Source organism: Mariprofundus micogutta (assembly GCF_001895085.1).
GTDB lineage: Bacteria > Pseudomonadota > Zetaproteobacteria > Mariprofundales > Mariprofundaceae > Mariprofundus > Mariprofundus micogutta.
Genome location: NZ_BDFD01000011.1, coordinates 1 through 23,923 on the forward strand (window position 1 = coordinate 1; position 23,923 = coordinate 23,923).

Below are 23,923 nucleotides of genomic sequence, written 5' to 3' on the forward strand. Positions count from 1 at the left end.
TGTTCCTGACAGAAAGACTGAAATATCGGCAACTGTTTTGATCTTCCTTTCGTCCATCTGGATAAGCATCCCCATATGATGGACAGGACAACTACGTTTTCAGACTCATTTCATATTGGAAAAGACTGAATTTTGACACCACATAAGAACTCGTCTATATATACAAAAAAGTTCATTCGCCTTTGCTGGAATTGAACTGATAAATATATACCCGGAGATGCTTATGAGTGCCGACCCGGAAGCTCCAAGCCTACTTCACTCTGTCTATCGGCTTGCGACCTCCATGATAACTGCAGATGGAGAAATCAAGGAAGAAGAGGTCGATTTTGCTGCTGCACACGGCACAACTCTCTTTCCGGAATTCGATAAAGCTGAATTGAACAAGCACCTTAAGCAAGCAGATGGACAACAGCATTTTGAAGCCGCGATAAGAGAATTATCCACAACACTTTCAGTTCAGCATAAAGATGTGATCTACGACTATTTGCAAAAAATTGCCACTTCTGACGACCAACTGGATGATGATGAAGAAAAAAGACTCCGTTATGTTAGAAAACAGTGGGGATTAGAGCATTTAGTCTAGCCTGCAGATAAAACACCCTGCAACCACCCCAGGTGGCTATCCGACCAGCATTGGAAGTGCTTATGCTTCTACTCCGGGAGCAGATTCAGGCACCAGCACACTGCAACCCTCCTCCCGCAACTCAATCGGAAAAAGGCCACGAGGGCAGGGGCCTGCAAGGCAATCGCCGGACAAGGGATCAAACAGTGCTCCATGAGTATGACAAACCAGCTGTGTGCCGTCATCACTGAAAAACTGGCCGGGATTCCAGTCAAGCGGGGAGCCTGCATGTGGACAATGATTACGCCATGCGCGCAACTGCCCCTGATAACAGGCCAGAAACCCCTGCTCAGTGATTTCTACAATTGTTCCGGTTGAGAGCCTAATCGTGGACTTCAAATCAAAACAGACAGCCTGCCCCTCTCCCGGACGTTCGACCCGTTGCAAGGCAATCTGGTTTTCAACATCTTCAGCCATTGGAATATCCAAACAGTGATCGGCAGGCAGCGCAAGCGTAAGCCCAAAAAAAGGCGGCCACCCGTCGGTGACCGCCAGCGGACCAAGAGACCCGCTATAGCTATTTTATAGAAAATAAATCATTTATTGTCAATGAGCTCAGGCCCTCACAGTGTATTTTCACTGAGACAGGGCCAAAGCCTGCTGATAACAGGCCGAGGCTTTTTCATACTCACCTGCATCACTGTGCCAGGCGGCCAGACTCTTCCATGCATCCAGACAGGATTCATCTTCTGCCAGTGCCTGCATCTGCTCATAAGCCAGTCCTTCCAATGCTGCAGCATGTGCAAGTTCAGCTCGCAACCAGCGTTGAGCCAAAGTCATTTCGGCATCCTTCAAACCTTCAAGCTTTCGGTAGGCACGAATGGCATCCAGCCTGTGCATATCAAGTAATGCATACGCAATTTCAAAGGCATTATGCTGCTCCAGGTAACCGGTCCACAAGCGCTGTGCAGTTGCCCGCTCGCCATTGGCGAGCAGTCCATTTCCATAAGCTAGCTGTACAGCATCATTATCCGGCAACAAGCGATAAGCCTTGCGTAAATGTGCCATCGCCTGATCTGGCTGATCGGCAGCAAGCTTCAAATAGGCTTCCGTCAAACGTGGTTTGACCGAATGCGCAGAGCGATGCCCCTGTTTCCACTCCGATTCAAGCAACTCAACCACTTTCGGCCAATCACCCTCCTCTTCCGCAACATCTGCCATACGGGACAGCGCCAGTGGCGCATTGGGGTGCACATTCAGCCATGCTTCCAGGTGAGCCCTTCGTGTTGTCAGATCAGGTTTCCTTTCCGCGCCGGGATCTGTCGCTATGCGGGCAGCCAGAGCAACAATCAAAGCATCATCCTGATCTGCTGCGACCTCCTGATCTTTGGCCGGCAAAGCAAGTATTTTCAGCATATCCATTGCCCAATCCGGCAATATGCCCTTCGAACGCTTCATAGCTTTGACGCCAAAATCACCACGATTATCCAGCCACTGGGCCAGACCTTCACGAAGTCGGGACTCCCGTCGTTTACTGCTGCCACCCTTTAGCGAGCGCCAGACACTTCCAGGGCCTGCAAACATGGCACGCACAAGCAGCCGCAACAGTGCCAATGCGAAGAGCAGCACCAGCAGGGCAACAATAAATGCGCCCTGACGTGTTTCAAAAATCCAGCCAAACGCCTCCAGACGCAGTACCTGATCCGCAATATTTGGAAAAACAATCAATGCAACCGTGACAAGCAACGCTAAAACCAGTAAAAACACCAAACGCATCAGACTTCTCCCTGCTTGCTCTGTACCCACTGCACCGCAGTGTCACGAAGCTTTTGAATATCAGCCTGAATGGCGCTGAAGTCATCCGGCAAACCAAGCTCGACCGAACTGCTATCTGTCTGGCCCTGTGTGCTGGTGACATGCAACAACAACTCGGCCCTGAGGGCCTGCCAATCAGCATGATTCGGCAACTTCTCCTGACCAAGCTGACTGGCAGCCATTGACAAGCGTTGACTCAAACCTGCCAGACGTTTGGCTTCAGTCGATGGGGCCTTCCGCAAATGAAACTGGCCCACCAGCCATGCTAACCATGGATGTTCCGGCTCTTGTAACACATCTTCTTGCTCGGGAATGGCAAGAGAATCCGACCATTTGTTCAAACTATCATGCCAGAGCAGCAATGCCTGAGAGCTATTCTCAGCCAGAGCCTGCATTGCAACTGCTGTCTCTCGCCGTTCGGCGCTCAGCTCCGGCATTGAGGCAATCTCTTCCCAGGCCATCTGCAGTTGAGGTAAATGACTGGCCGGGTCAGTAATCCAGCGCAAACGCGCCTGCAGGTTAAACTGCTGCTGCTCAAGTAGTTTTTCACGCAAAACACTCTGAGACTCTTCCATGGCCTGCATCTCACTGCGCAACGCATTGATGGTTGCCTGCAACTCTTCAACCTGACCGGAAGCCGCCACTACTGAATGATCTTCTATTGACTCTGGAGCTGACTGGAAACCTGAAGGGTCAGGCTCAGCTGGAACTGCTTCTGCAGCAAATTCAGCATCGCTCTGGACGGGCTCAGAGGATGCAAACTCATGCTCAGTCTCAGCCGGAATTGGCTCGGAAGCCTCTTGCGACGCATCCGATTCAGGCCCTGAACTCAACTGAGCCTTCACATCATGAAAGGCAGACTTCGCCGAATCAAGTACCGGCCCCAACTCACCATTGGCATAAAGGCCACCGCCCACTATGCCTGCGACAATAAGCAGAAAGGCAAGGAACTTCAGAATGCCGCTGGATGACTTTTTCTCTTCTCCGGAAGAGGCAGACGAAGTATCAGACACAGAAATTACATCTTCAGCTTTGCCAGCATCCGAACTGTCGCCCTGAAGTTCAGGGGTCTCTTTATTCTCACTCATCTTATGCCTTATCTTCGCGCAACCAGCGGGCCACGTCCAGTGCATGATAGGAAAGGATCAGATCGGCACCGGCGCGTTTAAAGCTTAGCATGGTTTCCAGTACGACACGCTTCTCATCAATCCAGCCCTTTTCAGCTGCAGCTTTGACCATGGCATATTCACCTGAAACATTGTACACAGCCATGGGCAGATTGGTGGCATCTTTCACTTCCCGGATGATATCCATATAGGCTAGCCCGGGTTTAACCATCAGCATATCAGCACCCTCTTCAACATCCAGCCATGCCTCTTTTAGCGCCTCACGCCGGTTTGCCGGATCCATCTGGTAGCTTGCACGATCGCCAAATGACGGTGTGGAATCAGCCGCATCGCGGAACGGGCCGAAATAACCCGAGGCAAATTTCACTGCATAAGACATGATCGGAAGGTCTTTGAAACCGGCGTCATCCAGCCCCTCACGAATGGCCGCAATCATACCGTCCATCATGCCGGAAGGAGCGACAATATCGACACCGGCCCTGGCATAGGAAACAGCCTCTTTCTGCAGATTGAGCAATGTTTCATCATTGTCGACATCTTCACCGTGCAACACACCGCAGTGACCGTGATCGGTATATTCGCAAAAACAGGTATCAGCAATGACACATGTCTCCGGACTGGCGGCTTTTGCTGCACGAATAGCCTGCTGTACAATGCCATTGTCATCCCACCCCCCTGAACCGATCGCATCTTTTTCAGCCGGAATACCGAACAATATGATGCCGGGAATGCCGAGTGCTGCTACCTGCTGTGTCACTTCTCCCACCATAGATAGCGGAATGCGGGAAACACCCGGCATACTTGCTACTTCGCGGGCCTCTTCAATCGTTTCATCGACGAAGATCGGATAGATAAAGTCATCCGTTGACAGCGTTGTCTCACGAACCATCTGTCGGATAGTGGCATTTCTGCGCAAGCGACGGGGACGGACAATCAGATCAGGCAGGGTCATAAAAAGGCTCCTCCTCAGGAAGAAATAGATTCATAATAATCAGCCAAACTATCAAGCATGGAGTCAAAACTAGCGTCTTTTGCTACAACCTGCACGCTAAGGCCTTCATTTTCTGCGACCTTGGCGAGCTTGTGGCTGATCACAGCAACTACGGGTTTATTGGCCAGCTCCACATCACCGATTCGGCGCATGTAATTGCGCGCAGCTTTCGCACTGCCCAGCAGTACCGCATCGATATCACTGGCAGCAATCTTGCCCCTGACATCACTGCTATCAGCCTTGGGAAAGGTCATGCGATATACTGGCACCATAATCACTTTCACACCTCTTGATGTGAGTGCTCTGGCAAGTGCCTCACGCCCCTCATCCGCCCGGAAAAACATCAGGCCTGAGCGCGGCAGACCATGCTTCAAATAGGTCGCAATCAAGCCATCCTGTGAGGACTTGTCAGGCACCAGATCAACAGTGACACCATACTGCCTGAGTGCCCCGGCTGTTTTATTGCCCACGACAGCCACACGCTTGTCTTGCAGCATGCTCACCAGCGTCTGGTTTTGATCATTCAGAAGTTGCGCAAGAATATGGATTGAATTGCTGCTGCTGAACACCACGTCACTGCATTCATTCAGCATCGACAGGCCTGACAGGGTTGCATCAACCATAGGGACCATCTCCAAACATGGAAACAGCTCAGGTTCGGCCCCATAGCTTCGCAGCAGCTCAACCAGCTCATCATTCTGGTGAACTGTACGGGTAAGTAATATCTGTTTTCCTTGCAGACTCGACGCTTGCATACAGCAATCATGCAATAACTTTACTGCAAGTGCTATCCCTGCATAAGTCAGAATAAATATCACCCGAATGGCAATAGCGCTCAGAGCGTATATACGAACTCCTTTCAAAACAGTTGCCAAGCCGCGATAAACATGGTGAAATATACTAGAAACTGAGGTTAATACGTCATTACACCCATGGATGGGTTTGTAAATCAACCTGATTTTTTGATTTATACAGGACTGGAAACCATTGTTTTCGGTCACTACACGCAATCGGGCAAGAGCCCGTTGTTAGAGGAAAGAAATGGCAACAAAAAAAGTTAAAGAACAAGCAAGAAAAGTTCTCAAAGATGTATTCGGTTACGATCAGTTCCGGCCGATGCAGGAAGAGATCATCACCTCACTGATTGATGGCAAAGATGCATTCGTCCTGATGCCAACCGGCGGAGGCAAATCAATCTGCTACCAGATTCCGGGCATGATGCGTGAAGGAACCGGCATTGTCGTATCACCACTGATCTCATTGATGAAAGATCAGGTGGATGCACTAACCGCCTGCGGCGTGAATGCCGCCTACTACAACTCATCACTGAAAGCTGCTGAAGCCAAAGAGGTACTCGAACGTTTTGAAGGCGGTCATCTCGACCTGCTCTATGTTGCACCGGAGCGCCTGTTATCGAAAAGCTTTCTGCAAAAACTGGAAAAAGTAAAACTATCCATCTTTGCCATTGATGAAGCACACTGTGTTTCACAATGGGGACATGATTTCAGGCCTGAATATGTGCGCCTCGGAGAGTTGCGTGACATCTTTCCTGAAGTGCCGATGCTGGCCCTGACTGCCACCGCCGATGAGCACACACGTGAAGATATCAGTGAGCGTTTGAAGCTAGAAAAAGCACAGCGTTTTGTAGCCAGTTTTGATCGCCCTAACATCCGCTATCTGGTAGCTGAAAAACGCCAGCCATTAACCCAGATTCTGCAATTTCTGGAAGGCTGGCCGAATGCCTCCGGCGTCATCTACTGCCTGTCACGCAAACGTGTGGAAGATCTGGCAGTGAATTTGCAACGCCATGGCATCGTTGCCGCCGCCTACCATGCAGGTATTCCAGGCCGCTCTCGTGAAAAGGTTCAGGATGATTTCCTGCGTGACCGCGTCAAAGTAATCGTGGCAACTATTGCCTTCGGCATGGGTGTGGATAAACCGAATGTACGTTTTGTCATCCATCATGATCTTCCGAAAAGTATTGAATCCTACTATCAGGAAACCGGTCGTGCCGGTCGTGACGGCCTGGAATCAGAAGCCCTGATGCTCTACGGCTCAGGCGATGTGAATCTGGTACGACGTTTGATTGAAAATGTTGAAAACATCGATCAGCGCCGTGTTGAAGTGCACAAGCTCAATAGCATGGTGGCCTTCTCTGAAGCCCTGACCTGCCGTCGCCGCGTCCTGCTCGGTTACTTTGGCGAAGGTCTGGAGAAACCCTGTGGCAACTGCGACATCTGCCTCGATCCGCCTGCCACCTATGATGCCACCGAATTTGCCCAGGTGGCATTACAGTGCGTACGTGAAGTCAAAGGCCATTTCGGCATGGGTTATATTGTTGATGTACTGCGTGGCTCCACCAATGCACGCATCCGTGAAAACAAACATGACAAGCTTAAAACTCACGGTGCAGGATCCGATCTGAATGCGGATGAATGGACTTCAATCCTCCGCCAACTCGTGCATCATGGTTACTTCATTCAGGATGTTTCCAAACGGGCAGCGATGCTGGCCACCAAAAAAGCTGAACACATTGGCATTGGAGACCCCATCATTCTGGCTAAATATCAACCGGGTATCCGTCGTCAGTTTAAACGACTCAGCACGCAACGCGACGAACCACTATTCAAAAAGCTGGTGACCTTGCGTGAAAAAATTGCTGAAAAAGAAGATGTCCCGCCACATGTGGTATTCAGTGATGTAACCTTAACCGAACTGGCACAACGCAAACCAACTGATGAATCATCACTGAACAGCATCTCCGGTGTTGGCCAGCACAAACTGGAAGCCTACGGCGCTGCCTTTATTCAGGTGATCGCGGACCATGCCAAGAAAAGTGGCAGCAAATCTGAACAGGCGGGCGGCAAAGATATTCCGAAACTGATTGCCAAAGGCCCGGGTCTGAATGAAACGCAAACCTACACTTTGGCACTGCAGCGCAAAGGTAACAACCTGAGTGAAATTGCAGCCCAGCAAGGTGTAAGTGAAATGACGGTCCTCAAGAACTATGTCGCTATTATTCGTGCGGGTCAGTATATCGATGTGCCTGCCTTTATCGGCAAAAACTTTGATACGGTGATGACTGAACTTGATGATGCCGACCCATATGCATCGCTGACTGAAATCAAACGTGACCTCACCATTGATCTGAGCAATGAAGAGTTCCGCCTGATTCTCGCCTGGCGAGAAGCTATCGGCGTAGCCTGATCTGCATTACTTAATAAAGAAGCCCGGGTTTTGCCCGGGCTTCTTTATGCTGACTGCAACAATTATAATATATCCAGTACACTTTCGGGTGGCCTGCCTACTGCAGCCTGATCTCCATTCACCACAATCGGGCGCTCAATCACTTTCGGATACGTCACCATGAGTGCAATGGCCTCACTGCGACTCAAATCCCTGCCTTTGAAATGCTCTTTAAACTCGGCCTCACCTTTACGCATCAACTCAGCAGGCTCTTTGCCCAGCTTGGTAAGTAAGGCATCCAACTCAGCCTCGGCAGGTGGTGTTTGCAGATATTCAATGATCACGGGGTTGATGCCCTGCTCCTGCAGTAAAGCCAGTGTCTGCCTTGATTTCGAACAGCGCGGGTTATGATAAATCTTAACTGACATAAAAACTCCTATAGTATTGAATTGATCAGGCCAGCTGAAGTGCGGCATACTTGAGCATCAACTGCTTGGTACCTGAACGTCTGAACTGCACAGTTACACGCGTGGCATCTCCTGCACCTTCCATCCCCATAATCATACCTTCACCAAAAGAGGGGTGGCAGACCTGAACACCGATGCCAAGACCTCCGCCAGCAGACTGCTCATGTGATGCAGCCGGCACAAAAGTATCCTGCTGCAGAACCTCAGAGGCTAGTGTTTTAATAAAACGACTGGGTAAAGGATAGTGCATTTCGCCAAAGAATCGACGCAGACGTGCTGAAGTCAGCAACAGCTGCTCTCTTGCCCGGGTGACGCCAACATACAGCAGACGTCTTTCCTCAGAAATACCAGCCTCACCCTCATCAAGTGCACGTTGATGCGGCAGCAATCCTTCTTCCACACCCGGCAACACAACACAATCAAACTCCAAACCTTTGGCCCTGTGCAGACTCATCATAGAAATAGCGTCTTCACTATCCTGCTCCGATTCATTCATCTCTTCGCTGCTCTGCAACAGTGATGCCCGATCCATGAATTCGACTGGCGTCAACCCCTGAGCCATGGAGAGCTCTATGTAGTCCTGCAGGGTTCTGATATTCTCGATACGCGAAGCAGATTCGATTTCGCCCATAGACGTTAAACTCTGCAGATAACCACTACTCTCAAGAATCATATTCAAGCCACGATCAGGCTGTGTTTCCAGCTCGGCCTGCATATCCCGAATCAGACACGCAAGCGGAGTGACTTTTTTCGCTGCTCCTTCCGCCTGACCTGAGGCAATCAAATCCAGCCATTCGCAAGTACGCAGCCCCGATGAGGCCAGAGCTGCTGCCAGCTGTTCCTGCCCTTTAACACCCAAACCACGCTTGGGTTTATTACAGATTCTCAGCAATTGAAGCCCGTCACCACAACGATTCAGCAGGGCCCAGTAGGCCAAAGCATCCTTGATCTCCATGCGTTCGAAGAACCCCACCCCCCCGATAATGCGGTATGGGATGTCAGACTCACGGAATAACTGCTCCAGCGGAAGTGACTGACGGTTCGAGCGATACAATACGGCGATCTCAGACCACGCATATCCTCCTGAACGCCAACGTTCGATACGCCCCAGCACCTGACGGGCTTCATCATACTCATCGTTGCACACTTTCCACTCGGGCTTATCACCATCTTCACGCGTGGCTTTAAGTGCCTTCTCATGACGACCTTCATTTTCACAAATCACCGCATTGGCAAGTTCCAGAATCGCGCCGCTGGATCTGTAATTCTCTTCCAACCTGTGTATGCCGGCACCCTGCCAGGCCTGCTCAAAATCAAGGATGTGCGACACATCCGCACCGCGCCAGCCGTAAATACTCTGATCATCATCACCGACCACGGTAAGATTACGATGTTCTCCGCACAACAGCAGCAACCACTCATGTTGAATAGGATTGGTATCCTGATATTCATCCACCAACACATGATCAAAGCGGGCTCTCAGCGCTGCAGCAACCGCCTCATGCTCGCGCATCAGCCTGGCCGCATTGAGAATCAGGTCGGAAAAATCCATACGTTCATGCTGCATAAGTTCCCGCTGATACAAGGCATACAACTCATGCAAGGCTATACCATTCCATTCACCTTCAGGTGCCTGCTCCGGTGTCAGGCCGGCATGCTTACAATGCTCGATCCAACTGATCATGTAAGAGGGATGCAATCGATCAGTAGCGATATTTCTGTTTTTCAATAAACGTTTCACCAGCGCTTTCTGATCATCACTGTCAACAACCTGGAATGAACGGGAGTATCCAAGTACATCCGCATAGCGGCGAAGGAATTTCAGGGAAATCGAATGAAATGTGCCTGATACAACACCGCCGCCATCATCGCCGATAAGCAGACCTAAACGTGCTTGCAGTTCAGCAGCAGCCTTGTTGGTAAAGGTGACGGCAAGAATTCTGTGCGGAGCAATACCACGTTCTGCAATCAGATGACCAATACGATGCACAATCGTGCGTGTTTTTCCCGTGCCTGCACCGGCAAGAATAAGCTGCGGCCCGCTTCCTGCCTCTGCGGCCTGTTGTTGTGCTGAATTCAGATCAGCCATGATCGCCTTCTCCATGTTTCACGATCAGCTTGTGATAGGTAGAAAAGATGGCATTTCGCGACAGCATGCCCAGCACTTTGCACGGATTATCATCAGAAACTACAGGCATCTGTTCAAACTCGGCACGGTCCAGAATGTGAATCGCATCAAGCAGGCTATCCGATTCTGCAACGACCAACACATTGCGATTCGCCACTTCAGATGCCACAACCACATGATCCAGGGCCGGATCCAGCAGCCATTGCTGCAGATCGCCGAAGGTGACAATCCCGATCATCAATCCCTCATCATCCACGACCTGCACACAGCCTTTGCCCGAACCTGTGTAAACCTGTTTTAGCTCTTCAAGACGCGCATGCGCAGAGACACGCGGAATGCTGCGCCAGGGAATGCGTGTGATCGGAACCGAGCGCATCCATGATTGCTCTCTCCCCCAGTTGGTATCAATGCCACGCTCTTCAAGCGCCTCGGTAAATACCGAAGTACGACCAAATGAGCGTGTCACCATGGTTGCCACACTGCAGGCAATCATCAGCGGCAACATAATGTGATAGTCGGCTGTCATCTCAAAAACAATCAACATGACTGTCAACGGTGCCTGCAGAGCTGCTGCAGTCAGAGCACCACAAGCCACCAATGCATAAGCACCATAACTTTCCGAATAAGCTGGCGACAGACCATGCACAATATCACCAAACAGAGCACCCACAGTAGCGCCCAGAAACAGCGTAGGGCCAAACAGGCCGCCGGGAAAACCACCTGCCGAACTCAACACCACGGCAATAAATTTTCCAATCAGAATAATGGCAAGAAAAGCTGCCAATGGCAGCGTAATGCCAAGCAAAACAGGGTCAGTACGCTCCAGCATCATATCTTCAACAAAGCCGTAGCCGATTGACATCACCTGAGGGATAGCCAACCCCATTAAACCGATTACAAATCCTACCGCGGCCGGTCTGACTTTACGGTTAGGTAAAACCTCTGCCAGCCATTTCCTTGTCGGTGCCATCGATTTAATAAAACCTGTTGCCACGATGCCACACAGAACTCCCATCGCCATATAAGCCGGAATTTCCCATGCGCTGATCAGATGATATTCGGGAACCGTAAATGCAGGGAAATTTCCAACTTCGGAACGGGCAACTACGGTCGCCAGGACCGAGGCAATCACAATCGGACTAAACGTGGCGATGGCATAATCCGCCAGAATCACTTCAAGTGCAAACAGTACACCTGCAATCGGAGTATTAAATGAGGCTGCGATGCCTGCTGCAACGCCGCAGCCAATCAGCGTCCGAAGTTGCTGCTCGGACAAACCAACACGGCGACCAATTTCAGATGCAATCAGTGCCCCCAGAGCAACTGTCGGCCCCTCACGCCCAAGGCTTGCACCACTGCCTATAGCAATCGCAGCTCCGGCAGTTTCCGTTGCCATCTGGCGTGGGTGCACATGCCCCTTGCGCTGTACCATGTCGGCGAGCACGCCTGCCACACCCCGCAACTCACCACCGGGAAGAAAACGCACCGTAATCCAGCCAACCAGAAACCCGCCAACAGTCGGTGCGATAAGATAGATATACCATGGAAGATCATGCATTGCCTGTTGCCAGGTCCGCTCTCCTGTCCAGAACAGGCTGACCCACTCAATTGCAAAATGAAGCAATAGCGCGGCATAACCGGAAACAACACCCACAACAATGGAGAGCAATACGACATAAATCGTATCCTGCTCCCGCATCCAGTTTCGCAAATGCCTGTGCTCGCTCAGCAGTTTGTCCCTAAATATCATCGGTGTCCGGAATCCTTGCCAACAAAGAATGCAACGTTAACAACAAATCGCCATAAGCTCGACACTTACATCATCTTTAGCCTGCCGGTAGGATGTAGAATAGAGCTATTGATTCAGAATAGAGGAAAAATCAGGAGGAGAAGCTTCCATCGCTTCAGTAACCCGATCATGGATAGTCTCAAATGGCGCTCTGTCCGGCAAATACTCGTTCACATACGTATTGGCAGCAAAACACACTCTGGCCAGGAATGGAGAAGCATCGGGATTGTGGTGCTGAGCAACTGCTTCACTCAAATCATCCGGAAACAACCATAGCTGCAAAAGTCTTTGGCCTGCTTCGGCATGATTCATACCATAAAAAACTTCTTCTGCCTGAATCAGTGATTCGCCGCGAAGATGTCCCACATCCCGTTCAAAGTAGGAAAAGTCCACGCGCATGCCCAGAGCGGCCCTGCCAACATCATGCAGCAGCCCCGTCATAAAAGCGCGTTCATGACTACAGTGTTGCTCAGCAGGATCTGCTTCTCGAGCAATCCATTCACACACCAGAGCCACGGCAAATGCATGCCCCCAGAAGGCACGAATATTGGCCATGCCAGTAGGTAGTATCATGCCATACATCAAGGATATCGCTGTTGCGATATGCACTGTTTCTCTTGAACCAAGGCGGGCAATAGCTTTGGATAGCTCGCCAATAGGCGTCTGAGTCGGATTATAGGCGGGCGAATTGGCAAATTTAAGAATCATTGCGGATGTGGCCTGATCACTCCTGATCACTTCAGCCAGATCATCCGCACTGGAATCCGGATCCTGCGCAATTTGCTGAATTTTCACAAAGCGATCAGGCAATGACGGTAGGTCATCACTGAAGGCCAGAAGTTCTAGTGTTGATTGACGATCAAATCCGGATTCATTCATAGTTCACAATCTAGCAATTCATAGGCCAACAGGCATCTGTATATTCTATCTCCACAGATATGTGGCATAACTGCTCACCTCTTCATAAACAGGATACACGAGATATGCCCCAAGCAGCATATCCAGCAGTGGCGAAGCAGCTACTGCAGCAATCAATAACCAAGCATGGTTCCTTTTCAACGCCAACTTCTGAAAAAACCTGATTCCCGCAGCTTTTTCCAGACACTCACCAAGCAGCAATAAAGGCAAGGGGAGCAAGTGCAAAGCAGCCATACACAGATTAAAAAACATCAACACCTTGGCCCACCAGTGATGCAGGGGAGGCAGCCCTGAAGGAGCCTGATACGACAAGCTCCAGCTATACAGCAGGAAACCGACGCCAAACAGGATGAGATGCACCAGACATCGGAGCGCAGCACTTTTGACACCAAACTGCAGATAGTTTGGCAATGCAATAATCACACCCCGGTGAAAAAACAGACTTGCCAGCAGCGGGACCCATGCACCACGCCAGGCTATGGCATAAAACGGATGGGGTATCTGTATGCGAGTCCAGCGTGCCTCCAGCATGGTAACCAATGTGAGCGAAACAAGAACCGGCAGGCTGTATAACACCATCTGACGAATGACTATACTCAGCCACTCTTCCACTTCAGACCACCGTTCCGACATGAATATATTGCATCATTGAAATGTGATGCAGAAACTGCGCTTAAGCAACATCCAACTACGCTTTTCACCGGTGATTTTATTTTCGCCTGCTGTAGCCTCTGGCGCATGGATGCTTATCTTCACTCACTGATTATCTTCGCCATCTTTGGCAACATCGTTGCGCTACCCCTGATCCTGCTGGGCCGAAGGTTTAAACTGAGCTGTCATCCGCTTGAATACCTTGCCCTGTATATCAACTGGCTGGTATTTGTCCTGCTGGTTGGTTCTGTGTTTGATGATTTGAATCATGCCATGATTGAACTGGAAGTCAGTGATACTGAGCTGAATATTGTTTTCGGCGTAGCGGGTTTTCTGTCAGGCCTATCTTTTTTACCGAAGATTTTGTTCTCCAGCAAAAAGGTCAACTCTTTCCTGGTAACCACAATGACCTCTATTTTTATTACCATCATTTATGCCAAGTTTGCTGTGCTGGCCTTCCTGTTCACGGTTGAGGGTGTTTAAACAGCAAACACCCACTGCTTCGTCAGGTTACTAAAGCATGGTTAGCCAGACATCGTTAAATCGTATTCGCCTGTTTTATTCCGCTTACTTTGCTGCCATGGGCCTTGTGCTGCCATTTTTTCCCGTTTATCTCGATGGACTGGGTTTAAACGCGGCCATGGTGGGCTTTATGACAGGCCTTCTGGCGCTTGCCAAAGTCGTGGCCCCACCCTGGGCTGGCCACCTGCTCGACAGGCAACCGCAAGCATGGGCGCATCGTTTCATTATTATCGCATCATGGCTGGCGGCTGTGGCTGCCGTATCCATCGGCATATCAGATCATCCATACATACTGACAATTACCATTCTTCTGTTCGGCATGTTCTGGGCTGCTGTGTTGCCATTAACCGACGGGCTTTCAGTTTCTGTTTCAGAAGCTGATGGTGCCGATTATGGACGTTTGCGCGCATGGGGCTCTATCGGCTTTATTCTCACCTCACTGGCAGGTGGCCTGTGGTTCAGCGAAAGTAATATCAACAGCTTTCCATTTGTCCTGGCCGGACTCATGGTTGTTTTAGCCATTTCAGCACAGGGTTTTCCAACCTTGCAACACCCGGCGGAAAGTGAACATGGGCAAGACTCGTTCCCCAGAGCATTTTATATTCTGCTGGCTATCGCTTTTATCATGCAAATCTCTCACGGTGCCTATTACGGGTTTTTCAGTCTGTATCTTGTAGAAAACGGCTTTACCGGGCTGCAGATCGGCATCTATTGGGTCATCGGTGTCATGGCTGAGATTATACTGATGTGGCTCTGGTCGAAACAGATTCAACAGGCTGCCCCGACGTATCTGTTTTCAACCTGCCTGATGCTGGCCGCCCTGCGCTGGTTTGGTATTGGCCTGACGACTGATGCCGTATGGCTTGTGATCCTGCAGCTATTGCATGCAGCCAGTTTTGCAGCATTTCATGTCGCAGCGATTGCCTGGGTCAAACGTATTGCCCCGGACAACAGGCATGCCTCCGCACAAGGTCTATTTTCTGCAGCAGGATTCGGGCTCGGCAGTACCATCGGCATAATGGGTTGCGGCCTGATTGCCGAAAGCATGGGTTACGCCATGGCATTTTATGCCTGCGCAGCGATTGCCCTGTTTGGCATTCCACTGGCCCTGATGCTTTCCGAAGTCAGAAATAAACCCTGATTAACGCCCTGCAGACTTGAATAAACGTAGTCGATTGGCATTACTGACCACGGTTACAGATGACATAGCCATAGCGGCCCCGGCAATGATGGGATTAAGCAGAACTCCGAAAACGGGATACAGAATTCCCGCTGCAACTGGAATCCCCAGCGAATTATAGACAAATGCTCCAAACAGGTTCTGCCTGATATTGCCCATCGTCGCTTTCGAGATTTCTATCGCCGTCAGTACACTTGCAGGATTTGAAGACATTAATGTCACATCGGCACTTTCCATCGCAATATCTGTACCCGCACCAATGGCAAAACCAACATCCGCACGCGCTAAAGCCGCCGCATCATTGATACCATCCCCCACCATGCCGACGATTTCACCTTTGCCTTGAAGTCTTTCTATGCAGGCGTCTTTATCCTCAGGCAGTACCCCGGCCATGACCTCCACGATACCTGCCTTACGAGCCACAGCGCGCGCAGTTTCATGATTATCGCCAGTTAGCATAACCACCTGTAATCCCTCATCATGCATCTGTTGCACTGTTTCTTTTGCATCATCGCGCAGTGGATCAGAAACCGACAAGATGCCGACCAGCAAACGGTCACGAGCAAGCAATATCGGCGTAGCCGCCTGTTCGGATAAAGCTGTTATCTTTTTCTGCACTACATCCGGAATCACCACGCCGTTATCAGTCATCAACAACTGATTGCCCATCAACAGTTGGGAGCCTTGAAAATCCCCTTCTATACCGCGCCCGCTATGCGCCTTAAATGCATTGACAGGCTCACTGGAAATATCCCTTTCTACTGCTGCAGCAAGCATGGCGGCAGCCAGCGGATGCTCACTGCCGGCCTCCAGGCTGGCAGCCAGTCGCAGTAATTCATACTCACTCGTATTCAATGCAATAAGTTCAGTCAATGTCGGTTTTCCGATCGTAAGTGTGCCGGTTTTATCCAGCACCACAGTGGTAATTTTTCCGGCCCGCTCCAGCGCCTCACCGTTTTTAATCAGCACACCATATTCCGCGGCTTTACCCACACCGACCATGATCGACATCGGGGTCGCCAGGCCCAGTGCGCAGGGGCATGCAATAATCAACACTGTCATGGTGGTAACCAACGCATAGCTGATCTGTGGCTCCGGCCCGGCATAAAACCAGATCAGGAACGTGGTCGCTGCAATAGCCATCACGACAGGCACAAATACCGCAGCGATTTTGTCGGCCAGACGTCCTATGCGCGGCTTACTGCTCTGGGCCTGACGCACCATGGCTACGATATGCGCCAGCACAGTATCAGCTCCGACATGGCTGGCCTGAAACAGAAAAGAGCCTCGTCCATTGATAGTGCCTCCAACCACCTGATCTCCGGTAGTTTTTTCAACTGGCATCGGCTCACCGGTCAGCATTGATTCATCAATTGTGGAATGACCTTCGCTGATGATGCCATCAACAGCAATTTTTTCGCCGGGGCGTACACGAATCGTGTCGCCGATCTGCACAACCTCGATGGGAACATCAGTCTCATCACCATCACGCACGATACGTGCTGTTTTTGCAGCCAAGCCCATGAGCCTTCGAATAGCTTCCGAGGTTTTGCCACGCGCCCTCAATTCCAGGGCATGACCAAGATTAATCAGGGCAAGGATGATCAAAGCAGCTTCAAAATAGAGGTGTTGCCCCATGACCGGCACAATATCCGGCCAGATAGAAATCAGCATCGAATAGAGCCAGGCCGAGCCGGTACCCATGGCAATCAGGCTATCCATATCAAACTGAAGCCGCCTCAGACCGTTTACAGCACCAAGATAGAATTGACTGCCAGAATAGATCATCACAGCCAGGGTCAACAATCCCAGTACAATCCAGATCAGTTGGCCACCCGTGGCGGTAAGCCCCGGCAACCATCCAGACATACCTGCGACAAACATCGGCGCACCAACAGCCGCTGCCAAAATAAACTTCTTCATCTGTAATCTGAAACGCTGCAGTTCGGCAGTCTCATGTTCCTGCTCATCGACCAGACTACGAATTTCCCGCGCACTGCGCCCCGTGTCCTGCACCGCTGCAATAAGGGATGCAGCATCGACATCACCTTTTATCAAAGCACTGCGTTCAGCCAGATTCACCATAGCTTCAGTAACACCCGGCACAGCCAGTAACGCAGCCTCAACCTTGCCAACGCAACCAGCGCAATTCATGCCATCAACGGCCAAACGAATCGTAGTCATCGCTATATGATAGAATAGGCTGGCTTAACAGGCCATGAATGAAAAACATCAGGCATAACTTGACGGTTTGCATCCCCCTCCCGACAATGCGCAGCCTTACGCACGATTAGCTCAGCTGGATAGAGCGCAGCCCTCCGAAGGCTGAGGCCGCAGGTTCGACTCCTGCATCGTGCGCCACTTCTCTTTTATAATGCTTACAGGTGCTGCCAGATACTGAACATGGCAGCCTGACCATCATATTCACCCTGAGTATTAAGCAGATTCCATACCGTAGCGTGATCAATGCAAAAGAGACGCCCCGTACTGGAAACCCGCACTCCGGTATAATCATCGATAAATCCATGCTCAGTAACGCGCTTGAGCAAAGCATCTCGCTCGGACTGAACGACGGCCTGCGCGGATAAACGGGATGGCAGCTGCACAAAAGCAGACCATTCCATCTCGAACAGCTCCTGAGCCGTCTTGTTGGCGTAATTGATCACAGGATCGACCTCTGTGCCATGTGAGAGCAGGGCGAATGGTGCAAAGTAGAGCTGGCGGGCAGCCGTCACGGCATCACACTCTTCGATCAATCCACAGCCGGTCCAGTGCAGCAGGCTCTGACTCAGCAACTCAACATGGGCTACATGCCAGTCATTCGCTTCACATGGCTCATGCATCACTGCGGTCAATGCCTTACAAGCGTGAGATGTCCGCCAGGTTCAGGAACAAAGACCTCAAACGGGATAGCAGTGCCAAACGATTGGCCCGCACCGCCTCATCCTCAGCCATCACCATCACATCATCAAAAAAGCGATCCACCGGCGCGCGCAACCTGGCCAGCTCTGCCAGAGCTGGAGAAATACTCTCTTCAAATGAACCTTCCGCTACAGCCTGATTAAAGCCTGACTCAGCCATCAGCAGCGCATCAAACAGCGCCTGCTCAGCCGTTTCAGAGAATAGTGATGTTTTAACATCAGGCTCCACTGAACCCGCTTTCTTGAGAATATTGGCAATGCGTTTGTTTGCAGCGGCAATCGCCTGCCCATCTTCCGAAGACTCAAAACCCATCAAGTGCCTGGCGATCAAGGCTTCGCGATACAGTGGACGTATCTCGGATGAGTTCACTGCTGCATCCACCGATGTTTTCGAGAAGCCCAGTGAAACACTCAGCCCCAGCAAACGCTCAATAATAAATTCACGAACCTGCTGTTTGGTCTCATCTGCAATGGCAATGGTAACACGCTGCTGATTCCACTGCTTGGCAGCTTCGTTGATGACCTGGTCCAGCGTCATTTCAATCGGGGTTGAGGTATCCGCCAGCAGACGAATCAGGCCAATGGCTGCACGGCGCAAGCCGAATGGATCTGCGCTTGCAGTTGGAATGCGCCCAAGGTGAAAATAACCCAGTAATTTGTCAGCGCGTTCGATAACACCAATAGCCCGGGAAATACGGCTAGGTGGCAAATCGTCATCGGCACCTGCCGGGGCATAATGATGTTCAATGGCATGGGCCACCGCATCATTTTCTCCATCCATGCGTGCATATTTGCCACCCATATAACCCTGCAGCTCGGGAAATTCGCCCACCAGGCCTGTCGTCAGATCGGATTTGCAGAGCAAAGCTGCGCGCTGCGCATCATTGGCATCGACACCAAGTGCGGTAGCATTATCGAGCACAAAAGCACGCATACGACGTACCTGATCACCAACCATGCCCAATCCATCCTGAAATACGATTTCAGACAGTTTCTCGACTCGTGCATCCAGAGACTCTTTCGGATCACGATCAAAATAGAATGCTGCATCGGCAAGACGTGCATTGACTACGCGTTCATTTCCCTCTGCTACCGCATCAGGATTCCTGGATTCGATATTGGCTACGGTAAAAAAGACCGGGCTGACCTTACCATTGGCATCATGCGCGGAAAAACAACGCTGATGATGTTTCAATTCAATGCGGCTAACCTCTTCAGGCAGTCGCAAAAAATCTTCATCGTATGAAGCTGCAATCGCCATCGGCCATTCAACCAGATCCGTTACTTCTTCGAGCAAATCATCGTCATCAACCAGTTCTACGCCCTGCTTTCTGGCAGCGGTAGCAAGCTGTTCAGCAATCAGTGCCTTTCTGCTGTTGCGATCAGCGTGTACGAACTGGCCTTCCAGCCATGCAAATGGGTCATGCACATCTATCTCACCGACAGAACCATGTACGCGATGGCCGCGAGATAGTTTGCCAGCAGTTACACCTGCAAAAGAAAATGGAATCACATCGTCACCGAGCCTTGCCACAATCCAGCGTACCGGGCGAATAAATGCATCAGGCCGGGAGTCCCCATCCTGCCACTGCATCTGTTTGGGGCTTGGCAACTTGCGCAGGATAGCCGGCATCGCTTCAGCCAAGATTTCAGCAACAGGGCGACCTTTCACCGTGCGAACGGCTTTCATATAGTTTCCTTTGCCATCACCTTTGTCGGCCAGTTCAAAATCATCCAATGACAGGCCTGATTTCTTGGCAAACCCATGCGCAGCACCGGTTGGTTCAGCATCCTTGAAAGCCACACGTTCCGGCGGCCCCCAGATCGTTTCTTCCCTGTCATCCTGCTGAACAGGACATGATGCTGCATGCAGCATCAAGCGCCGTGGCGTAACACCTAAAGACACCATGACATTTTGAATGCCGGCATCGGCAAGCACATCAACGACATTCCTCTGTAACACTTCGCCCATACGCGGCGCAACACCCGCTGGAATTTCTTCTACACCGATTTCGATCAGTAATGGCTTCATGCTCATGCATCTACCCCCGCATAAGCACGCGCAACGGTGCGGGCCAGCCCTCGCACACGTCCTATAAAGCGCTGACGCTCAGCCACTGAAATCGCGCCTCGCGCATCCAGCAGGTTAAAAGAGTGAGATGCTTTCATGACTTCCTCATAGGCTGGCAGAACCAGATTCTTTTCAGTCAGGCGTTTACATTCGCCTTCAGCATGATCGAACTGTTCATGCAATCGAGCTGCATCAGCTTCATCAAAGTTATAGGTGGAGAATTCAACTTCGTTGCGATGGAACACCTCACCATAGGTGACCTGTTTGCCATCGGCTGTCTCAACCCAAACCAGATCATAAATATTATCCACGCCCTGCAGATACATGGCCAAACGTTCAAGGCCGTATGTGATTTCACCGGGTGTGCGTGTCAGCTCCACGCTGCCCACCTGTTGGAAATAGGTGAACTGGGTAACTTCCATACCATTAAGCCAGACTTCCCAGCCAAGGCCCCAGGCACCCAGTGTCGGAGATTCCCAGTCATCCTCAACAAACCGGATATCATGCACTTCCGGATCGATACCAATCTTGCGTAATGAATCGAGGTACAGTTCAAGAATATTTTCCGGCGCAGGTTTCAGAATCACCTGAAACTGATAGTAGTGCTGTAGTCGGTTGGGGTTTTCTCCATAGCGTCCATCGGTAGGGCGTCGACATGGTTGCACATAAGCTGTGCTCCAGTCGTTATCGTCCAGCACCCGCAGGAATGTAGCAGGATGAAAGGTACCCGCTCCCATTGATGAATCGTATGGCTGCTGAACCACACAACCCTGTTTGGCCCAAAATTGCTGTAAAGTGAGAATCAAATCCTGAAAGGTTAACACGCCGAACTCCCTGATAAATTGGTGGCAAGCCTAACTTCGCAGGCGTCTGCTTGCCAGAAGACGCGCACAGATCATTACGAAAAGACAATAATTCGAAAAAAATATGCATATCAGGCTAAAGTCGAGCAACTCTCAACCGATGTTTAATGATGTAAGGACTCTGTAGGCAGGATTCCTGGTAAAAAAACAGATCGAATAAAGGAGTTGATTGTGGCTATTACAGCTTTGCCCTCTGACGGTTTCATTAGTCGTTTGCTTCAGCAGGCACATCGCCCTGCGCCTAATGCAGCCCCTCAGAGTGGCCAGCCAGCCGCAAAAGATGATCAGATGACTTTCTCCAATGAAGCTCGTCAGGCATCACAACCTTCCGGCAGTCAGAATCTGGAATCCAAACTGATGGAAATGTACAACCAGAAAGGCAAAAGCAGCTAATAGTCCCTAACTTTTAGCCAGATGAAAACAACAGCGGTTCTTGCCGCTGTTTTTCGCATGATACATGGCATTATCTGCTGCGGTCACCAAAACATCCTTGTGCATACTGTCATCCGGATATATTGCAGCGCCTATACTCACCGTTACAGGCAACGCCACACCTATACCCTCGTAAGGACTCGACACAGCACCAATAAGTTTATCAGCCACCAGACTGATATTTTTCTGGGAGTCAATTTCATTCAATATGATGGTGAACTCATCGCCACCCATGCGCGCAACGGTATCTACTTCACGTACATTATCCCTTAATCTCCTGGCCGTCTCAGCCAGCAACAGATCACCGGCCTTATGCCCCAGCGCATCATTTACAGCTTTAAAGCCATCCAGATCCAGATACAGAACAGCCAATTTCTGTTTATGTCGTTTGGCCTGTGCTACTGCCTGATCCAACCGATCATGGAATAGTGAGCGATTGGCGAGCCCTGTTAACTGATCAAAATGAGCCATTTGCAGTAGTTTTTTCTCAGACTGCTTGCGTTCGGTGATATCATAAACCACACCCTGCAGATACAGGTCCTGATCATGATCCCGCACCGTAGCTGCCGCATCTTTCACCCAGATATCCCTGCCATCTTTTGCACAGATCCTGTATTCGGAATGAAACGGAAGGTCGTCCTTCAAGCTCTGTTTTACCTCAGCAATCACCCGCTCATGATCTTCATGATGGATCTGCTCCGACCACATCTCCTGATTAGCCAGAAAATCATCCTGGCAGTAACCGAGAATATCCTCGACCTGAGGACTAACAAACAGGATGCGGCTACGATCCAGTGTAGCAATGTAGGTAATGGCAGGGATCTGCTCAACCAGGGTTCGATATGTCGCCACTGATTTCTCCAGATCTGCTTCAATTCTGCTGCTTTCCTGCTGTTCAATACCATTCTCAAGAGCAACAGAAACCATTGATGCCAACTGCTCCAGCAGCATCCCGTCCTTGGCATCAAACTGCCCGCTGTTTTTATCAAACACCAACAGGCAGGCCAGCATATCATCCTGTTTGCCAATAATTGGCATTGCAATCAACTGATCGATATCAACCAGGGCAGGGGCGACTTCCGGAGCAAAACCGGTAATGGCATCGCCTTCGGTAATGATAAAGGGTTTTCTATAGCGAATCAGGTCGCCCACCCATCCATCTTCAGCACCAAAACCACATTGCATGGGCGACCAGGTCTGGCCGTCCCAGTGCTCCGTAAAAGCCAGCTTATCGTTGACAAGCAGCCCTGCAGAACCGGCCCTGGCATCAACCAGGCTGACGGCAGAAGAGACAGAAGCACGTAAAATAGCAGGGATATCGAGGGCTTCATGCATGCAATTGCTGGCGTGGGCAAATAGCGAAAACAATTCTGTCTGGCTCATTTTCTGACCAATTGCCATGCACCCTCCCTTCTCATCATTCAAGCTCTAGCGTACGCACCTTTCCACTCGAAGCAATAAGTGTGCCTAAACAGACTGCGCATTTAATCCTTGTGAATATAGTCCTGAATGCCAATGCCGTTCTTATACTGCAACTTAAGTGCAGGAATCAGCCCCAGCTCCACCTCAATATGGTTGAACTGCATATCCGCTACTTCGATCTGTTTCTGCAGCGTACCTGCCTCAGCAAGGGCCATGATCAAAGCGGAACCAATATTATTGTCGCCAAGTTTCTTGAGTGTTTTCTGTAAATCCAGCTTTACATCAGGATCATGATAAAAATGAGGTATCAACTTGGGAGGAATCCCCAGTTCCACCTCCATTTCGGTGAGGATATAACCTGCTTTTCTCAGATGGGGAAGGGCTGCATTAAAATCCTGCATAATAGCCTCGGTGGACAAATCAGACTCAAACACCTGAGATGCTGCTGCTGAAGCTGTTATCGAGAACTTTCTGGCGGCCAGATCAAAGTTTCCTCGCTGTAACTCATCAGACCACGATACCCCGCCGCTTTTGCCGGTTGTTGCAATGATTGCCCAGATGCCCACCCCGAGTGTTACACAGACAAGAAGAATAATCAGGCTCTGTGCCCAGAAAATAAAACGCCGCTTTGGCGCCTTCCGTTTTTTTTTATTTTTTAATTTGTGTTGTTTTCTGATTCTGCTGACCGCCTCATGCTCTGATTCAGCATCAGCTTGTACTTTTGCGTGTGCATGAAAAGCATGCCGGCCTGCTTTGTCATCAATGTCCGGAGCTTCACTGTGTCGCACTACATCATCATCCATAGCTCAACGTTATAGCGAACACCAGGCAGTTCCACAAGCTGCTGAGATATACAATATTTACCCGCAGCATAATTC

The 23,923-nt window shown here is 50.4% G+C and carries 21 protein-coding genes and 1 tRNA gene; 6 read left to right on the forward strand and 16 right to left on the reverse strand.

The window, feature by feature from the left end; translation table 11 throughout:
- The first annotated feature begins 223 nt into the window (after positions 1-223).
- A complete protein-coding gene (locus tag MMIC_RS07055; protein ID WP_072659767.1) occupies positions 224-583 on the forward strand; it encodes a tellurite resistance TerB family protein in 360 nt (119 codons plus the stop codon).
- A gap of 60 nt (positions 584-643) precedes the next feature.
- On the opposite strand, the gene MMIC_RS07060 is transcribed toward MMIC_RS07055, so the two are convergent.
- From MMIC_RS07060 to MMIC_RS07080, 5 genes are all read right to left on the reverse strand, one after another.
- Entirely contained in the window at positions 644-1,039 is a 396-nt protein-coding gene (locus MMIC_RS07060; RefSeq protein ID WP_072659768.1) for a Rieske (2Fe-2S) protein, read from the reverse strand.
- Positions 1,040-1,198: 159 nt separating this feature from the next.
- Complete coding sequence (locus MMIC_RS07065) at positions 1,199-2,338, reverse strand: tetratricopeptide repeat protein (RefSeq protein WP_072659769.1); 1,140 nt, start codon at positions 2,336-2,338, stop codon at positions 1,199-1,201.
- Entirely contained in the window at positions 2,338-3,465 is a 1,128-nt protein-coding gene (locus tag MMIC_RS07070; RefSeq protein ID WP_072659770.1) for an NADPH-dependent FMN reductase family protein, read from the reverse strand. The genes MMIC_RS07065 and MMIC_RS07070 overlap by 1 nt, the downstream gene beginning before the upstream one ends.
- Position 3,466: 1 nt before the next feature.
- Complete coding sequence (gene hemB, locus MMIC_RS07075) at positions 3,467-4,456, reverse strand: porphobilinogen synthase (protein WP_072659771.1); 990 nt, start codon at positions 4,454-4,456, stop codon at positions 3,467-3,469.
- 14 nt (positions 4,457-4,470) lie between these two features.
- Positions 4,471-5,250 carry a uroporphyrinogen-III synthase gene (locus tag MMIC_RS07080; RefSeq protein WP_072659837.1) on the reverse strand — a complete coding sequence of 260 codons (780 nt, stop codon included), beginning with the start codon at positions 5,248-5,250 and terminating at the stop codon, positions 4,471-4,473.
- 286 nt (positions 5,251-5,536) lie between these two features.
- Between MMIC_RS07080 and recQ the strand changes: the two genes are divergently transcribed.
- On the forward strand, positions 5,537-7,702 hold the full coding sequence (recQ, locus tag MMIC_RS07085) for a DNA helicase RecQ (protein ID WP_072659772.1): 2,166 nt from the start codon (positions 5,537-5,539) through the stop codon (positions 7,700-7,702).
- Positions 7,703-7,764: 62 nt separating this feature from the next.
- Here recQ and arsC read toward each other — a convergent pair whose 3' ends face one another.
- The 5 genes from arsC to MMIC_RS07110 all read right to left on the reverse strand — a co-directional run bounded on the left by arsC (position 7,765) and on the right by MMIC_RS07110 (position 13,616).
- Positions 7,765-8,109, reverse strand: coding sequence for an arsenate reductase (glutaredoxin) (gene arsC / locus MMIC_RS07090; RefSeq protein WP_072659773.1), 345 nt, complete (start codon positions 8,107-8,109; stop codon positions 7,765-7,767).
- Positions 8,110-8,134: 25 nt separating this feature from the next.
- The gene (locus MMIC_RS07095) at positions 8,135-10,237 is read right to left on the reverse strand and encodes an ATP-dependent helicase (RefSeq protein WP_072659774.1); all 2,103 of its coding nucleotides are present in this window, start codon (positions 10,235-10,237) and stop codon (positions 8,135-8,137) included.
- The gene (locus MMIC_RS07100; protein ID WP_072659775.1) at positions 10,230-12,026 is read right to left on the reverse strand and encodes a chloride channel protein; all 1,797 of its coding nucleotides are present in this window, start codon (positions 12,024-12,026) and stop codon (positions 10,230-10,232) included. The genes MMIC_RS07095 and MMIC_RS07100 overlap by 8 nt, the downstream gene beginning before the upstream one ends.
- 105 nt (positions 12,027-12,131) lie before the next feature.
- On the reverse strand, positions 12,132-12,944 hold the full coding sequence (locus MMIC_RS07105; protein WP_072659776.1) for an HDOD domain-containing protein: 813 nt from the start codon (positions 12,942-12,944) through the stop codon (positions 12,132-12,134).
- Between the two features lie 45 nt (positions 12,945-12,989).
- Entirely contained in the window at positions 12,990-13,616 is a 627-nt protein-coding gene (locus MMIC_RS07110) for a hypothetical protein (RefSeq protein WP_072659777.1), read from the reverse strand.
- Positions 13,617-13,631: 15 nt separating this feature from the next.
- On the opposite strand from MMIC_RS07110, the gene MMIC_RS07115 reads away from it, so the two are divergent.
- Complete coding sequence (locus tag MMIC_RS07115; RefSeq protein WP_072659778.1) at positions 13,632-14,117, forward strand: hypothetical protein; 486 nt, start codon at positions 13,632-13,634, stop codon at positions 14,115-14,117.
- Positions 14,118-14,154: 37 nt separating this feature from the next.
- Positions 14,155-15,297 carry an MFS transporter gene (locus MMIC_RS07120; protein WP_072659779.1) on the forward strand — a complete coding sequence of 381 codons (1,143 nt, stop codon included), beginning with the start codon at positions 14,155-14,157 and terminating at the stop codon, positions 15,295-15,297.
- On the opposite strand, the gene MMIC_RS07125 is transcribed toward MMIC_RS07120, so the two are convergent.
- A complete protein-coding gene (locus MMIC_RS07125) occupies positions 15,298-17,520 on the reverse strand; it encodes a heavy metal translocating P-type ATPase (RefSeq protein WP_072659780.1) in 2,223 nt (740 codons plus the stop codon). It lies immediately after the preceding gene.
- Positions 17,521-17,620: 100 nt separating this feature from the next.
- Between MMIC_RS07125 and MMIC_RS07130 the strand changes: the two genes are divergently transcribed.
- Positions 17,621-17,697, forward strand: a tRNA-Arg gene (locus MMIC_RS07130).
- Positions 17,698-17,714: 17 nt separating this feature from the next.
- On the opposite strand, the gene MMIC_RS07135 is transcribed toward MMIC_RS07130, so the two are convergent.
- The 3 genes from MMIC_RS07135 to MMIC_RS07145 are packed head-to-tail and all read right to left on the reverse strand — an operon-like array spanning position 17,715 to position 21,152.
- The gene (locus MMIC_RS07135) at positions 17,715-18,182 is read right to left on the reverse strand and encodes an MEKHLA domain-containing protein (protein WP_227819413.1); all 468 of its coding nucleotides are present in this window, start codon (positions 18,180-18,182) and stop codon (positions 17,715-17,717) included.
- A gap of 13 nt (positions 18,183-18,195) precedes the next feature.
- Positions 18,196-20,295: a glycine--tRNA ligase subunit beta gene (gene glyS, locus MMIC_RS07140; protein ID WP_072659782.1), complete on the reverse strand. Its 2,100-nt coding sequence runs from the start codon at positions 20,293-20,295 to the stop codon at positions 18,196-18,198.
- Entirely contained in the window at positions 20,292-21,152 is an 861-nt protein-coding gene (locus MMIC_RS07145; RefSeq protein ID WP_072659783.1) for a glycine--tRNA ligase subunit alpha, read from the reverse strand. The genes glyS and MMIC_RS07145 overlap by 4 nt, the downstream gene beginning before the upstream one ends.
- Before the next feature lie 210 nt (positions 21,153-21,362).
- On the opposite strand from MMIC_RS07145, the gene MMIC_RS07150 reads away from it, so the two are divergent.
- The gene (locus MMIC_RS07150; protein WP_227819407.1) at positions 21,363-21,584 is read left to right on the forward strand and encodes a hypothetical protein; all 222 of its coding nucleotides are present in this window, start codon (positions 21,363-21,365) and stop codon (positions 21,582-21,584) included.
- Positions 21,585-21,590: 6 nt separating this feature from the next.
- Here the strand turns inward: MMIC_RS07150 and MMIC_RS07155 are convergent, their stop codons facing one another.
- Together MMIC_RS07155 and MMIC_RS07160 are read right to left on the reverse strand one after the other, a co-directional pair.
- On the reverse strand, positions 21,591-23,024 hold the full coding sequence (locus MMIC_RS07155; RefSeq protein ID WP_072659784.1) for a diguanylate cyclase domain-containing protein: 1,434 nt from the start codon (positions 23,022-23,024) through the stop codon (positions 21,591-21,593).
- 83 nt (positions 23,025-23,107) lie between these two features.
- Positions 23,108-23,848, reverse strand: coding sequence for a hypothetical protein (locus tag MMIC_RS07160; protein ID WP_072659785.1), 741 nt, complete (start codon positions 23,846-23,848; stop codon positions 23,108-23,110).
- Between the last annotated feature and the right edge of the window lie 75 nt (positions 23,849-23,923).